The following is a 14,855-nucleotide window of genomic DNA, read 5'->3' as shown; positions in this document are numbered from 1 at the left end:
CGGAGCTCAGGGGAAACGCTCATCGCCGCGTCACAGCCCTACCCTGGGCTCGAAGGGACGGTGAGCCCATGTCCACTGGATTGTCCGACAACATCAGGAAGCACCGTCGTGCGGCCGGCCTGAGCCAGGAGCAACTCGCCCATGAGGCCGGCCTCTCCCTGGGCGTCGTGCGCAAGGTCGAGCAGGGCGGGGACGCGCGCGTCGAGACGCTGCACACCCTCGCCCGCGCGCTGGGGGTATCCACCTCCGCCCTCTTCGCGACCGAGGCACCGAAACCCGTCATAGGCGACGAGGCGAACCGGCGCTACCTCGCCGAGCTGCGGCAGGCGTTGATGCCTCCGGTGGGGCTCACCGACACGGCCGGGGACCGGGGCGAGGCCCGGGAACTGGCCGAGCTTCGGGAGGGCATCGCGGACGGGCACGCGCTCTACCACGCGGACCGTTACGGCTCCGTCGCGAAGAGGCTTCCGGGGCTGCTCCGGTCGGCCGAAGCCTGCGTCGCCGCGCTGGAGGGCGAGGAGCGGCGACAGGCGGTCGTCCTACGGGCCCAAGCGCTGCTGCTCGCGGGCAAATACCTCACCCAGGTGCGGCAGTACGACATGGCTTATCACGCCCTCGCGGAGAGCATCCGGCTCGCCCGGGACATCGGCCGGACCGACACCGCCGCCACGGGCGTCGTCGGCATGTGCTGGCTCCTGCTGCGCCAGGACCGCTTCGACGAGAGCGAGCGGCTCGCCGAGCGTACGGCGGCCGAGCTGGAACCCCGCTTCTCGACCGCCGATCCGGGACGGCTCGCGGTGTGGGGCGAGTTGTCCCTGCGGATCGCCTCGGCCGCCCTGCGCAACAACCGGCCGGACGTCGCCCGGGAGGCACGGCGGATGGCACGGACGGCGGCCGGGGCGATGGACTCCGAGCACATCGACCACCGGAGTCACTGGTCGACGTTCGGGCCCGTCACGGCGGAGCTCAAGGAGGTCGAGGACCTCTCGATCGTCGACGACGCCCGCGGAGTGCTCCGGCGCGCCGACAACGGCCTGTTGGGCAAGGGCTCGCTGCGAAGCCACGGCAGGCCGAGCGCGAACAACTGGGACCGCCACCGGCTCGACGTGGCCAAGGCCTATGTGTCCGTCGGGTCCCACCAGGACGCGATGGACGAACTGAAGCGGCTGCGGAAGTCCTCCGGCGAGTGGCTGAAGCACCAGGCGATGGCGCGCTACGTCATGAGCGACCTGCTCGCGTCCCGCAAGCGGACCCTCACCCGGGACATGCGGGAGATGGCGGCCCACCTCGGTGTGGTGCGGTAAGTACCACGCTACGTGTCGCATCGCGCCCGGAGCCCGGTGAAGTACCACGCCAGGCTCCTGGTTCGGCCCCACGGGCAGCCCTACGTTTCCGGTGTGATCCAGAGATCGGAACCAACCGCGGTCCACGACCGCCCGGATGACCGTCCGGCCGTTCCCCCATGGTGCATGGAGTGCGCCCAACTCACCCTGGCGCACGTCACGGCCGTCCAGGACGGACGGTGGCACGACGCCATGGCAGCCGCGGAAGCGCGGACGCGGCACCGACAGGAAGCCCATCAAGGAGTCGGCACTAGGGATGTCCCCCCGCCGACGACACTACCCAGGAGGCACACGATGCACGGATCCCGGCTGATGGCCGACGGCGGCAACCCCCAGGACGACAGCGACAGCGGCAACAAGCACGGCGGCGGCGGGTCGGACGAGGGCGGAAACACCAATGACGGCCGGGGCCCGGCGGACGGAAAGTGAGCGTGTGCGAAGGGAGGGAGACGGGCCCCGAGGGGCTCGTCTCCGCGCTCGTCGAGAAGGGCGTGCTCGGCGACGACTGGCTGCCCGCGTTCCGGGCCGTGCCCCGGCACCGCTTCGTGCCGGACGTCATCTGGCCGGGCCGGGCCGGCATGAACCGGCAGAGCGACCGGATGGTCCGTACCGAGGACCCCGCGGCATGGTGGGCGGTCGTCCACCGCGACGTGCCGATCACCACCCAGTGGGACGACGGCGCCTACACCGGCCCCGGCCGGGGCCGGACGCCCTCGTCGTCGAGCTCGATGCCGACCATGGTCGCCTCGATGCTGGCCGCGCTGGACGTCGAGCAGGACAGCACCGTCCTGGAGATCGGCACGGGCACGGGCTGGAACGCGGCGCTGCTGTCGCACCGGCTCGGCTCCGAGAACGTCGTCACGGTCGAGGTCGACGCGCGGAGTGCGGGTGAGGCGCGACGGCGGCTGGCGCACGCCGGGTTCACGCCCCGGTGCGTCGTCGGTGACGGCGCCCGGGGCTGTCCGGAGCACGCGCCTTACGATCGCGTCATCGCCACCTGCTCGATCGGCGCCGTCCCCGAGGCGTGGATCGAACAGACCCGGCCCGGCGGAGTGATCGTCACCCCGTGGGGGCCCACGTACGGCGGGGAGGCCGTGGCACGCCTGACCGTGGCCGGGGACGGAACGGCGTCCGGGCCCTTCGTCGGGTCCAGCGCGTTCATGCGGCTGCGGGCTCAGCGCAAGAACCTGCCGCCGGTACCGGCTTGCCCGGACGGGCGAGCCGAGCGGCGGACCACGGACCTGTCCCCCGACGACGTGGGCGACTGGATCCACATGTTCGTCATCGGGGTCCGGGTGCCGGACCTCTTCTGCCGGGTGGACCCCGGGGTCGAGGGCGCGTACCGGCTGTGGCTGTACGACACCGCTCTGACGTCCTGGGCCTCGGCCGGCTTCGACAAGGGCCGCACGGCGTTCCCCGTCCACCAGTCCGGGCCGCGCCGCCTCTGGGACGAACTGGAAACCGCATACCGGTGGTGGGAGGCCCACGGCCGCCCCGGGTTCGAACGGTTCGGGCTGACCATCGCCGAAGGCGGCCGCACCGACGTGTGGCTGGACGAGCCGACGGCTGTTCTCCAGGCGGCGACCGCGTGACATTCGGCGGACGACAGAGGAGTGACGTGGCAAGAGACCTGGTCCCCTTCGGGGAGATCACCCACCTCTTCGAGGACTTCGCCCACACCGCGTGGCGGCTGGAAACCCGGCGCGGGTACGCCTCCGACCGGCGCGGTCCCAGGTGGGCCCGGTTCCGGGCCGGGGAGACACTGGGCTACCAGCCCGGCCATCCCTGGCACGCGAACGTCCGGAAGCAGACGAAACTCGGCAAGCGGTTCGAGCGCGTACGACTGGTGGACGATCCGCCGACGGAAGGCCAGCGTTTCCTGCTCGCCTCAGGGCTGGGAAACGTGGCGGCGGGCGAGGACATCCGGAACTTGTACCGGGCCGACGCCGCGCGCATCGGGCTGCCGGAACACGACTTCTGGCTGTTCGACTCCCGGACCGTCGTCGAGTTCGTCTTCGACGAGCGGGGCGAGAACCTCGGTGTACGCGTCGTCGAGGACGCCGAGGCCGTCGTCCGCGCCTGCCAGGCGCGGGACGCGGCCTGGCACCACGCCGTCCCCACACAGGAGTTCCAGGCGCAGTCGCTCGGATAAGCGGTCGCGGGCGTCCCGGGTTCCCTCGCTTCGGCCACGCCGTCGGCCCGGAAGGGAGCCGGAATCAGAGTGCCTTGCGGCGAGATGTTACGTACTGTTCCCTTTTGTGAAAAGCAGCATGAAAGTCCACCGCGTGCGGCTCGGCGCGGACGAGTACCGGGTGATATCCCCGGCCCGGCCCGCGCGGGGCGCCTATCTCCACGACCGCTGGGCGGCTTCCATGTATGTCGACCGAGAAGCGTCGGAGCAGCTCTTCGCGGCCTGGTGGCTCGCGGCGCGTTCCCCTCGGTCGCTGGTGTACGTGCCGATGAGAGGCAACGGCGCGGCGCCGGACGGGCTGCCGGATACGGCCGGCGAGCCGGTCGCACCGCTGGACCTCGTGCTGGTGGACCACCGGGTGCAGTTCCCCGTGTCGCGGTGGAAGGCCGTACGGGCGCGGCTCGGGGCCGGGCGGCTTCACACCGTGAAGATCCCGGCGGACGGATTCCGCGACGAGGGGGCCGATGTCCACCCCCTTTACGGGACCGAGGGATTTCGGGACTACCTTCATTTCGAACGGGCGGCGGACACGCTGTTCGTCGTCGGCAGTTCCTTGGCCTTCCGGCAGACCGGGGCCATGGTGCGGGAACTCATCGCCGATGAATACGCGTTCCGGCGCGGCCACGGTGACCCGCACCACTGCGTCGAGCTCAGTTCCGGCCCGTGGCACCGCCGCCGCACGCGCGGGCGCGTGTCCGCGCGGCTGCACATCCAGTACTGCGAGGGGATGCGGGCCGCGTAGTCACGGCCCCGGGCCCCGGGCCCCGGCCCCCGCGTCCGGTGCCCGCTCAGGCCGCCACCCGCGCCCCGGCGGCCTCGGTCTCCGGCCCGGACACCGGCCCGCGCAGGCTCTTGAGGGCCACGACCGAACCCGTCGCCACCGCCACACCCGCCGCGATCGCGACCAGGTACAGGAACGGCGCGCCGATCAGCGGGACGACGAACACACCGCCGTGCGGAGCCCGGAGGGTGCAGCCGAAGGCCATCGACAGGGCGCCGGTCACCGCGCCGCCCGCCATCGCGGACGGGATCACGCGCAGCGGGTCGGCCGCCGCGAAGGGGATCGCGCCCTCGGTGATGAACGACGCGCCCAGCACCCAGGCCGCCTTGCCGTTCTCCCGCTCCGCCGCCGTGAACAGCCGGCCGCGCACCGTCGTGGCCAGTGCCAGGGCCAGCGGCGGGACCATGCCCGCCGCCATGACCGCCGCCATCACCTTGAGGCTGCCGTCGTTGGGGTGCGCGAGGCCGCCGACCGCGAACGCGTACGCGCACTTGTTGAGCGGACCGCCCAGGTCGAAGCACATCATCAGGCCCAGGAGCACGCCCAGGACGACGGCGTTGGCGCCGGACAGGCCCGCCAGCCAGTCGGTGAGCGCCTTCTGGAGCGAGGCGACCGGCTTGCCGACCACCAGGAACATCAGGAACCCGACCACCGCCGAGGACAGCAACGGGATCACCACCACCGGCATGATCCCGCGCAACACCGGCGGTACGTCCAGCCGTTGCACGGCCAGCACCGCACCGCCCGCCAGCAGACCGGCGATCAGACCGCCGAGGAAGCCCGCGTTGACGGTGAGCGCGATCGCGCCGCCGACGAAGCCGGGCACCAGGCCGGGCCGGTCGGCCATGCCGTACGCGATGTAGCCGGCCAGTACGGGCACGAGGAAGCCGAACGCCGCGCCGCCGGTCTGGAACAGCAGCGCGGCCCAGCTCGCCGACTCCGTCCACACGAAGTGACCCGCCACGGACGGCGCCTTGTTCACCTCGTACCCGCCGACGGCGAACGCGAGCGCGATGAGGAGGCCGCCCGCGGCCACGAACGGGACCATGTAGCTGACGCCGGTCATCAGCCAGGTGCGGAGGCGGGTGGCGAAGCCGTCGCCCGCCTCCGCACCCGCGTCCATCGGCGCGGGCGGGGACGCCTGCGGGGACGCGGACGGCTCCGGCGCCGGGCCGGTCGTCCCCCGCGCGGCCTTCGCCCGCACCTCCGCGATCAGCTCGGCCGCCCTGCTCACCCCGGCCTTCACCCCGACGTCGACGACCGGCTTGCCCGCGAAGCGGGCCCTGTCCCGGACCTCGACGTCGTGCGCGAGGATCACGCCGTCCGCCCGCGCGATCACCTCCGCGTCGAGCGCGACGAAACCGGCCGAGCCCTGCGTCTCCACCACCAGCTCGACGCCCGCGTCCCGCGCCGCCCGCTCCAGCGCCTGGGCGGCCATATAGGTGTGAGCGATGCCGGTGGGGCAGGAGGTGACGGCGACGATATGGAAGGGGGTGGGTGGCGCCTCTTCCGGCTCAGGTGATGCCGTTCTCGGGGCGGATGACGACTTTTCCGGGGCGGATGACGTCGTTTTCGGCTCGGCTGTCGGCCCTTCCGACTCGGCCTCCTCCCCCGCCTCCTCCGCCTCGTCCCCCCTGATCAGCGCCGCCACTCTCCCCGCGTCCCCCGCCGAGCGCAGCGCCTCCGTGAACTCCGGCACCATCAGGCGCCGGGCCAGCCCCGACAGGATCGTGAGGTGGTCGCTGTCCGCCCCCGCCGGTGCCGCGATCAGGAAGACCAGGTCGGCCGGGCCGTCCGGGGCGCCGAAGTCGACGCGGGCCGCCGAGCGGCCGAACGCCAGCGTGGGTTCGGTGACATGGGCGCTGCGGCAGTGGGGGATGCCGATGCCGCCGTCGAGCCCTGTCGGCATCTGCGCCTCGCGCGCGGCGACGTCGGCGAGGAACCCGTCGAGGTCGGTGACGCGCCCGAGTTCCCGCATCCGCTCGGCCAGCGATCTCGCCGCCGCTTCCTTGGTCTCGGCGGCCAGGTCGAGGTCGACCAGTGCCGCCGTTATCAGCTCACTCAACGCGGGCTCCCTTGCTCGCGATCGCGCCCTGCGGGCGGTGGGGGGACGGAGAAAACAACGGAGAAAACAGGGGATGGGTGTATGAGGGGGGGCGGGGGGTGCCGGCGCCGGGCCGTCACTCGCCTTCGCGGCTCGCGCCCACCGCCGCCCGCGGCACGACAGGACCCGTGCAGTACGGGCCCACGGGGCCCGGCCGTGCCTTACGGGCCCTCGTCAGGGCCGCCAGCGCCGACGCGGCCGTCACGACCAGTCGGCGTATCCACCGGTCCCGGCGCCGCACGGCCACCCGGCGACGGCGGCGCGCGGCCGCGCAGCGGGACTTCACCGCGCCTGCGGCGCAGCGCGAGGTCATGAGGCCGGCCCGGTCGGCGCGGCCGGAGGCACCACCGTGGACACCGGTGCGGACACCGGCTCGGTCAGCGCGCGGTCCCACGGCACGTCGGCCGTGACCGTGACCGCCGACGGGTCGAGGTCCGCGGGCGCCGGCATCGCGCTGCCCGGGAGCTGGACCGCCGCCGCTCCGTGGGCGAGGGCCGCCGCCAGGGCCTCGGGGCCGGTGCCGCCCGCGGCGAGGAAGCCCGCCAGAGAGGCGTCGCCCGCGCCGACGTTGCTGCGGACGGCGGGCACCCGGGCGGTGCCGAAGTACGTGCCGGAGTCGTCGACGAGCAGCTGGCCGTCCGCGCCGAGGCTGGCCAGGACGGAGCGCGCGCCCAGTGCCCGGAGCGCCCGCGCGGCCCGGGCGGCGTCGCCGACCGTGGTCAGCGGGCGGCCGACGGCCTGGGCGAGCTCCTCCGCGTTGGGCTTGACGACGTCGGGGCGCTCACGGAGGGCGGCGGTCAGGGCCGGGCCCGAGGTGTCCAGGGCGATCCGCGCGCCGGCGGCGTGGGCCCGGGCCACCAGCTGCCCGTACCACTCGGGCGCGAGGCCGCGCGGCAGGCTGCCGCAGCAGGCGATCCAGTCCGCGCCGGACGATCGTTCCCGCACGGCGACCAGCAGCGACTCGGCCTCACCGGCGGTGAGTTCGGGGCCCGCCGCGTTCACCTTGGTGAGGGTGCCGTCCGGCTCTGCGACGGCGATGTTGACCCGGGTGGAGCCCTGTACGGGCACGCCCGCGACCTCGATGCCGCGTTCGCCGAGCAGCCGTGCCAGCAGCGCGCCCTCCGGGCCGCCCAGGGGCAGCACGGCGACGGTGCGGCGGCCGGCGGCGGCCACCGCGCGGGAGACGTTGACGCCCTTGCCGCCGGGGTCGACCCGGTCCGTCCCGGCGCGCAGCACCGCGCCGCGCTCCAGCCGGGGGACCTCGTAGGTGCGGTCCAGGCTCGGGTTGGGGGTGACGGTGAGGATCATGCGCGGACCACCGCCGGGCCCGCCGCCTCGACAGCGCGGGCGTCCTCGTCGGTGAGGCCGGTGTCGGTGATCACCAGGTCGATCTCGTCGAGGCCGGCGAAGCGGGCGAAGTGCCGCTGCCCGTACTTGCCGGAGTCGGCGAGGAGCACGACCCGCCGGGCGGCCGCGACGACGGCCCGCTTGACCGCGGCCTCGGCCGGGTCGGGTGTGGTCAGCCCGCCCTCGGGCGAGAAGCCGTTGGTCGCGACGAAGGCGACGTCGGCGTGGATCTCGGCGTACGCGCGCAGGGCCCAGGCGTCGACGGCCGCGCGCGTACGGTGCCGTACCCGCCCGCCGACGAGGTGCAGGGCGATGCCGGGGTGGTCCGCGAGGCGGGCGGCGACCGGAAGGGCGTGGGTGACGACGGTGAGGGAGGAGTCCAGCGGGAGCAGGGCCGCCAGGCGGGCCGCCGTCGTCCCGGCGTCGACGACGACGCTGCCGTCGGGCGGCAGCTCCGCGAGCGCGGCCCGCGCGATGGCGTCCTTCTCGTCGGCCGCCGTGGTCTCGCGCTCGGCGAGGTCCGGCTCGAAGTCGAGGCGGCCGGCGGGGATGGCGCCGCCGTGCACCCGGCGGACGAGCCCGGCCCGGTCGAGGGCCTTGAGGTCGCGCCGCACGGTCTCGGCGGTGACCTGGAACTCCTCGGCGAGGGACAGCACATCCACCCGGCCGCTCTCACGGGCGAGCCGCAGGATCTCCTGCTGGCGCTCCGGTCCGTACATGGTTCTGTGTCCGTTCGATGCCCGGGTGTGTGGTCTGCGGCCCACGTTACCGGCCGTAAGGCGCGGAAGTAAACAGATTCGGGCGTCGAACGGGCAGAAGTGGGCTCTTGGAAAACGACAAAACGCCGGGTGGGCCGGAAGAACCGGCCCACCCGGCGTCCGAGAGCCGGAATCCGGGCCCCCGTGAGCGCGGGCGCGGTCAGACCGCCGCTCGCTCCGTCTCCTTCTCCAGCTCCACACCCGCGGTCACATCGGCTTCCGCCTCGGCCGGCTTCCGCTTCGGCAGCAGGAACATCAGCGCGAAGACCACCACCAGGCCCGCCGCGACCCACCACATGGCGTTGGTGAACGCCTTCCCGAAGATGTCCGCGAGCGCCTCCCGCCGCGGGTCGGAGTCGTCGATCACCGAGAAGAAGGCCACGGAGACCAGGCCCAGACCGATCGCGTTGCCGAGCTGCATCGTGGTGTTGATCAGGCCGGACGCCGAGCCCGCGTGCTCGCGCGGCACCTCGGAGAGGATGGCGTCCGTGATCGGGGAGACGATCAGGCCCATGCCCGCACCCATCACGATCAGCGGCAGCGCCATCTGCCAGGAGGCGATGTCGGCGCCGTAGTGGTCGGCCTCCCAGATGTAGGTCAGCACACCGGCCGCCATCACCAGCGCGCCGGCCTGGAGGACCTTACGGCCGAAGCGGGGCACCAGCTTCTGCACGGACATGCCGGCGGCCGTCGAGACGGCGATCGAGAACGGTATGCCGGTCAGGCCCGCGCGCAGCGCCGACCAGCCGAGGCCGATCTGCATGTACATCGTCCAGACCATGAAGAAGATGCCGGTGGTGACGCCGAAGGCCAGCTGCACACCGACGCCGCCCGCGAAGCTCTTGACCTTGAACAGCGACAGCTCGACCAGCGGTGAGCCGTCCTTGCGGGTCTTGTGGCGCTCGTACGCGACGAAGGCGACGAACATCGGCAGCGAGCCCGCCATCGAGACGAAGCCCCACACCGGCCAGTCGTGCTCCCGGCCCTGGGTGAGCGGGTAGAGCAGCATCAGCAGGGCGACGCTGGCCAGGACCATGCCGACGAGGTCCAGCTTGAGCGCCTTGGGCGCCTTGGACTCGACGATGAAGCGACGGCCGAGGATCAGACCGGCGATGCCGACCGGAAGGTTGATCAGGAAGATCGGGCGCCACTCCAGGCCGAAGAGGTTCCACTGGGTGAGCAGGGCGCCCAGCAGCGGGCCGGAGACGGCGCCGAGGCCGACGACCGCGCCGAACATGCCGAAGACCTTGCCGCGTTCGTGGGCGGGGAAGGTGACATGGATGATCGACAGCACCTGAGGCACCATCAGCGCGCCCATCAGGCCCTGGAGCACCCGGGCGGCGACCAGCAGCTGCGGGTCGCTGACGATGCCGCAGAGCATCGAGGCGAGCGTGAAGCCCCCGATGCCCAGCAGGAATATCTTCTTCCGGCCGTAGATGTCACCGAGACGGCCACCCGTGATCAGACCGATGGCGAACGCGAGCGCGTACCCCTCGCTGAGCCACTGGAGGACGCTGAAGGACGCCCCGATGTCGCGCTGGATGCTCGGCATCGCGATGTTGACGATGGTGACGTCGACCAGGTCCATGAAGGACGCCGTCATCACGACCGCCAGCGCCAGCCAGCGGCGGCGGTCGGCGGGCGCGGACGCGAGGGGTCCGTCGGTCTGTGAGGCGGATGGCGGAGCGGCGGTCATCAGGCGGTGGCCTTTCCTGGACTTTCGGGTACGTCCCTGACGCTAACCCTCATGTAGGACAGGACGTGTCCCATATCGCTGGCAGGCTGGGAGACATGAGCGACACTCCCGCACGGCTGCTGAATCTGCTCTCCCTGCTCCAGACACCGCGCGAATGGCCGGGCAGCGAGCTCGCGGAACGGCTCGGGGTCACCACCCGGACGATCCGGCGCGACGTCGAACGCCTGCGGGACCTGGGCTATCCCGTCCAGGCCACGATGGGCGCGATCGGCGGCTACCGGCTGGCGGCGGGCGCGGCGATGCCGCCGCTGGTCCTGGACGACGAGGAGGCCGTGGCCATCGCCGTGGGGCTGCGCGCGGGCGCGGGCCACGCCGTCGAGGGCATCGAGGAGGCGTCGGTACGGGCCCTCGCCAAGCTGGAGCAGGTGCTGCCGTCCCGGCTGCGGCACCGGGTGGCCGCGCTCCAGGCGGCCACCGTCCCGCTCACCAGGGGCGACGGCGCGACCGTCGACCCGCGCACACTGACGGTGATGGCGTCCGCCGCCACGGGTCAGGAGCGGCTGCGCTTCGCCTACCGCAAGGGGGACGGGACGGAGACGCAGCGGCTCGTCGAGCCGCACCGGCTCGTCAGCACGGGGCGCCGCTGGTACCTCGTCGCGTACGACATCGACCGCGGCGACTGGCGGACGTTCCGGGTGGACCGGGTCAGCGAGCCGTTCGCGACGGGGGCGCGGTTCGTCCAGCGGGAGCTGCCGGCGGCGGACGCGGCCGAGTTCATGAGCCGCTCCCTGGCCAGGCTCCAGCCGACGTACCGGGTCGTGGTCGACCTGGAGGCCCCGGCGGCCTTCGTCGCCGCGCGCCTCCCGCGCGCGATCGGCAGCCCGGCGACGCTCGACGAGCGGCGGTGCCGGCTCGACATCACGACGGCGGACTCGCTGGAGTGGGTGGCGTTCCGGCTGGCCCTGCTGGACTGCGAATTCCGGGTGCACGAGCCGCGCGAGCTGATCGAGCACCTGCGGGAACTGGGCGCCCGGATCAGCCGGGCGGCACCGGCCGAGCCCGGCCCGGCCGGGAGCTGAGACCGCTTACGGGCCGGGGCGCGCCACCGCCGGACCCGCCCGCGCGGCGCGCGGGCGGGGGAAGGACCCCGACGCGGGGGGGGGGTGGCGCCGGGGTCCGGTCTATGAGGTTATGCCCTTAAGGCCCGCTTCGCAGAACTCACGCCGCCGCGTCGAACCCCGTGTCGTGCGCCATCTTCTTCAGCTCCAGCAGCGCGTGCTTCTCGATCTGCCGGATCCGCTCACGGGTGAGGCCGTGCTGCTTGCCCACTTCCGTGAGGGTGCGCTCGCGGCCGTCCTCGATGCCGTAGCGCGCCTTGATGATCGAGGCCGTGCGCTGGTCGAGGCGGCCGATGAGGTCCTCGAGCTCCTCGCTGCGCAGCAGGGCGATCACGGACTGCTCGGGCGACACCGCGGAGGTGTCCTCCAGCAGATCGCCGAACTGGGTGTCGCCCTCGTCGTCCACCGACATGTTGAGGCTGACCGGGTCGCGGGCCCAGTCCAGGACATCGCCCACGCGCTCGGGCGTGGCGCCGAGCTCCGCGGCGATCTCCGAGTGGTCGGGGTCGCGGCCGTTCTCCCGGTTGAACTCGCGCTGGACGCGCCGGATGCGGCCGAGCTCCTCGACGAGGTGGACGGGCAGCCGGATCGTCCGGGACTGGTCCGCGATGGAGCGGGTGATCGCCTGCCGGATCCACCACGTGGCGTACGTGGAGAACTTGAAACCCTTGGTGTAGTCGAACTTCTCGACGGCGCGGACCAGGCCGGCGTTGCCCTCCTGGATCAGGTCGAGCAGGGGCAGGCCGCTGCGCGGGTAGCGGCGGGCGACGGCGACGACGAGGCGCAGGTTGGACTTGATGAAGACGTCCTTGGCGTGCGCGCCGGCGGCGGCTATCGCCTCCAGCTCCGCGCGGGACGCCCCCTCGTGCGGGGACTCCGCGCGGGACGCGCCCTTGCCCTTACGGGGGGCGGCATCGGTCGCCTCCGCCGCCGCGGCCTCGTCGAGGCCGTCGAGAAGCTGCTGGGCGTAGACGCCCGCCTCTATGGTCTGGGAGAGCTCGACCTCCTTCGCGGCGTCGAGCAGGGGCGTGCGCGCGATCTCGTCGAGGTACATGCCGACCAGGTCGCGGTCGGCGATCTCCCCGCTCGCGGCGCGAACGCTGCTCGTCCCCCCAGCGCCCTTGGCGGCGGTCTGACGGCGGGCGACGGCACGGGTTGCCATGCGTGCTCCCTTGCGATGAGTGGGTCGCGGGACGGATGGGGCTCCCAGGGCGGACCCTGTCACGAGTGCCCCGTCCGATGGAAAGAACGACTGGAATCCGGACAGAATTCCCGCGGAACTCCTTATTTTTTGTGATCATGCAGTATCCTGCCCGGCCACAGCACGGGAGGGGGGTCGTCGGACCCTATGGAAGCGCAGGTCAGGCCGGCTTCGGTCGGTGGGCGCGCGGCGGGTCGTGCGGGCCGCGGGTGCGTGCTTCCACCCCTGAAGACGGCTCGGGGGCCGGTCCGGTTGCGTCATACGGGTGCCGCCGCGCGGGGCCTTTCCCCAGCCCCGCCCCTTCCCGAAACCGGGGCTCCGCCCCGGACCCCGGTCCGCAGGCGAATTCAGCCCGGCCGGCGATTGAGGCCACCGCGCGGAGCGCGGAAAGGGGGCCCGGGGGCGGAGCCCCGGTTTCGGGAAGGGGCGGGTAGGGGACAAGGCCCCGCGCAGCGGCACCCCCACCCGCACCCCGCCACCGCCACCGCCACCCCGCAACGCGCCGCGCCACCGCCCCACTGATCGAGTTGCCCCGCCCACCCCCGAGGTGTGCCCTGGTACAGACGGCCCCACGAGAGGAGCCCGCCATGCCGACCCACTCGATCATGCCCGGGCATCACCACCACGCCCACGAAGGCCCCGGCCCCGTCGCCCGCGGCACGCACCTGCCGCGCACCGGCCGCGAAGGCCGCGCAGGCCACTGGACCAGGAACGTCCCGGTCGCCGGCGGCATCGTCCTCGGCCTGTACGCCACGTACCTCGCGAGCCAGAACGGCTTCTCCACCCTCGGGTACTGGATGCTCGGACTCGCCGTCGCCGTCGTCTCCATGGGCCTCGGCTACGTCCTGATCCGTCAGCGCCACCGGATGACCACCGAGGTCCGCTCGGCCGCCTACGGCGCGCTCTTCGGCTGCTCCATGGGCTTCCTGTACAGCCTCGGCGGCGGCACGGCGCTCCGCGCCTCGGAGATCGGGCTGCTGCTGGGCCTGGGGATGGGCCTGGCCTCGTACTACGTCTTCTACTGGCACGAGCACTGACCTCCGCCGCCCTGCCCCGAGCGGCCCGGAACCGGCCCGGAACGACCTGACAGGGTCCTCCGATGTAGGTCCACAGACCGTTCCGCGCCCCTTACCGACGCGCCTAGCGTGAGGGGATGGCCGACATCGAAGCGCGCGAGAACCCCACGTCCGTCGCCTCGAGCGGAACGCTCGACGAAGCACTCGAACGACTGCACGCGAGCGGTCCGGAGTTCGAGGGCTGGCTGAGCAACCACGCTCCCATGGCCGTCGAGGCCCTCGTCCGCCACGGGCAGGCGGCCACCGTCCACCCCTGGCTGGACGTCTACCGCACCCGGCTCGACGAGCTGCCCCGCGCCCACTACCCCGTCACGGGGGCCAACTGGCGCGAGGCCCTCGGCGACCCCCGCCGCGCCGGCGACTGGATCGAGCGTTTCACCCGCCTCCTCGCCGAGCGCCCCTGGCGCGACGTCCTCGCCGAGTGGTGGCCCCGGCTGCTGCCCGGCATCACGGCCGCCGCCACCCACCCGGTGATCCGCGTCGGCCACGCCGTGCGCACCCTGCTCGACGGCGAGGACGCAACCGGCGCCCCCCTCACCGGGCCGCGCGTGGCCGAGCTCGGCCACGCGCTCGGTTACTGGGCCGCCCGCCACCAGCCGCTGCCCGTGCCCGTCCGGCTCGGGGCCCCCGGAACCGCCGGGACCGCGGACGTGGCCGAGGCACTGGCCGCCGTCCCGCTCGTACCCGACCGGAGCGGCGGCATCCGCGACCGCCTCGCGCAGCTCCCCTCGACCCCCGGCTGGCCCGCCCGGGCCGCCACGCTGCGGCCGCCCGCCGGTCCCGACGAGGCGCGGGAGCGGCTCGGGGAGCTGGTCCGGGAGGCGACGACGCGGTACGCGGCCCACGGGCACGGGAACCCCGTCATGCTGGTGCACGCCGCGACCGCGCCCAACGCCGTGCTGCGCACCCTGCCGGCGCTGCCCCGCGAGCTGTGGGCGGCGAGCCTGGCCGCCGCGTGGGAGGCGAGCGCCGCGGTGATCACGGCCTACTCCCCCGCCGGGCCGGCCGCGCCACGGCCGGAAGGCGGCGTCCCCGGCACCGCCGAGGAGGTCTTCGCGCGGGCCGCCGCGCACGGCGACGCGCACACGATCAAGTTCACGGACACGGCGCTGGACGTCGCCGCGGCAGAGCCGGAACGGGCGCCGCTGGTCTGGGCGGCCGCCGCCGCGAGCCGCGAACTGATCGCCCCGGCCTGATGCGGAGGGCTCCGGCGCCCTCGCCCCCGCCTTCGGCCCCGGTC

14 protein-coding genes are annotated in these 14,855 nt (G+C 73.3%); 8 read left to right on the top strand and 6 right to left on the bottom strand.

The window, feature by feature from the left end; all coding sequences use genetic code 11:
* Nucleotides 1-68: 68 nt before the first annotated feature.
* The 5 genes from LUZ64_RS18045 (at nt 69) to LUZ64_RS18030 (ending at nt 4,276) form a co-directional block, all read left to right on the top strand.
* Entirely contained in the window at nt 69-1,304 is a 1,236-nt protein-coding gene (locus LUZ64_RS18045) for a helix-turn-helix transcriptional regulator (protein ID WP_095581795.1), read from the top strand.
* 333 nt (nt 1,305-1,637) lie between these two features.
* Nucleotides 1,638-1,772: a hypothetical protein gene (locus LUZ64_RS37170; protein ID WP_267897180.1), complete on the top strand. Its 135-nt coding sequence runs from the start codon at nt 1,638-1,640 to the stop codon at nt 1,770-1,772.
* Nucleotides 1,769-2,935, top strand: a complete 1,167-nt coding sequence (locus LUZ64_RS18040; protein WP_095581796.1) for a methyltransferase domain-containing protein — start codon at nt 1,769-1,771, stop codon at nt 2,933-2,935. The genes LUZ64_RS37170 and LUZ64_RS18040 overlap by 4 nt, the downstream gene beginning before the upstream one ends.
* Before the next feature lie 26 nt (nt 2,936-2,961).
* Entirely contained in the window at nt 2,962-3,495 is a 534-nt protein-coding gene (locus LUZ64_RS18035; RefSeq protein ID WP_095581797.1) for a DUF6879 family protein, read from the top strand.
* Nucleotides 3,496-3,613: 118 nt separating this feature from the next.
* Nucleotides 3,614-4,276, top strand: a complete 663-nt coding sequence (locus LUZ64_RS18030; protein WP_232390182.1) for a hypothetical protein — start codon at nt 3,614-3,616, stop codon at nt 4,274-4,276.
* Between the two features lie 46 nt (nt 4,277-4,322).
* Here LUZ64_RS18030 and LUZ64_RS18025 read toward each other — a convergent pair whose 3' ends face one another.
* From LUZ64_RS18025 to LUZ64_RS18005, 5 genes are all read right to left on the bottom strand, one after another.
* Nucleotides 4,323-6,380, bottom strand: a complete 2,058-nt coding sequence (locus LUZ64_RS18025; protein ID WP_095581799.1) for a PTS fructose transporter subunit IIABC — start codon at nt 6,378-6,380, stop codon at nt 4,323-4,325.
* Between the two features lie 115 nt (nt 6,381-6,495).
* Nucleotides 6,496-6,732, bottom strand: coding sequence for a hypothetical protein (locus tag LUZ64_RS18020; RefSeq protein WP_143593458.1), 237 nt, complete (start codon nt 6,730-6,732; stop codon nt 6,496-6,498).
* The gene (gene pfkB, locus LUZ64_RS18015; protein WP_095584868.1) at nt 6,729-7,727 is read right to left on the bottom strand and encodes a 1-phosphofructokinase; all 999 of its coding nucleotides are present in this window, start codon (nt 7,725-7,727) and stop codon (nt 6,729-6,731) included. Before pfkB ends, LUZ64_RS18020 begins: the two co-directional genes overlap by 4 nt.
* Nucleotides 7,724-8,485 carry a DeoR/GlpR family DNA-binding transcription regulator gene (locus tag LUZ64_RS18010; RefSeq protein ID WP_095584869.1) on the bottom strand — a complete coding sequence of 254 codons (762 nt, stop codon included), beginning with the start codon at nt 8,483-8,485 and terminating at the stop codon, nt 7,724-7,726. Before LUZ64_RS18010 ends, pfkB begins: the two co-directional genes overlap by 4 nt.
* Before the next feature lie 199 nt (nt 8,486-8,684).
* Nucleotides 8,685-10,220 (bottom strand): MFS transporter, encoded by a 1,536-nt coding sequence (locus tag LUZ64_RS18005; protein ID WP_095584870.1) that lies wholly within the window; start codon nt 10,218-10,220, stop codon nt 8,685-8,687.
* Nucleotides 10,221-10,315: 95 nt separating this feature from the next.
* On the opposite strand from LUZ64_RS18005, the gene LUZ64_RS18000 reads away from it, so the two are divergent.
* A complete protein-coding gene (locus LUZ64_RS18000) occupies nt 10,316-11,299 on the top strand; it encodes a helix-turn-helix transcriptional regulator (protein ID WP_095584871.1) in 984 nt (327 codons plus the stop codon).
* Nucleotides 11,300-11,438: 139 nt separating this feature from the next.
* Here LUZ64_RS18000 and LUZ64_RS17995 read toward each other — a convergent pair whose 3' ends face one another.
* Entirely contained in the window at nt 11,439-12,500 is a 1,062-nt protein-coding gene (locus LUZ64_RS17995; RefSeq protein WP_095581075.1) for a sigma-70 family RNA polymerase sigma factor, read from the bottom strand.
* A gap of 626 nt (nt 12,501-13,126) precedes the next feature.
* Here LUZ64_RS17995 and LUZ64_RS17990 point away from each other — a divergent pair.
* Together LUZ64_RS17990 and LUZ64_RS17985 are read left to right on the top strand one after the other, a co-directional pair.
* Nucleotides 13,127-13,576, top strand: a complete 450-nt coding sequence (locus LUZ64_RS17990; RefSeq protein ID WP_232390183.1) for a hypothetical protein — start codon at nt 13,127-13,129, stop codon at nt 13,574-13,576.
* Nucleotides 13,577-13,692: 116 nt separating this feature from the next.
* Nucleotides 13,693-14,811, top strand: a complete 1,119-nt coding sequence (locus tag LUZ64_RS17985) for a questin oxidase family protein (RefSeq protein WP_095584742.1) — start codon at nt 13,693-13,695, stop codon at nt 14,809-14,811.
* The last annotated feature ends 44 nt before the right edge of the window (nt 14,812-14,855 follow it).

Source organism: Streptomyces albireticuli (assembly GCF_021228125.1).
GTDB lineage: Bacteria > Actinomycetota > Actinomycetes > Streptomycetales > Streptomycetaceae > Streptomyces > Streptomyces albireticuli.
The sequence above is the reverse complement of the archived record's forward strand: the minus strand, read 5'-3'. Positions and strand labels throughout refer to the sequence as shown.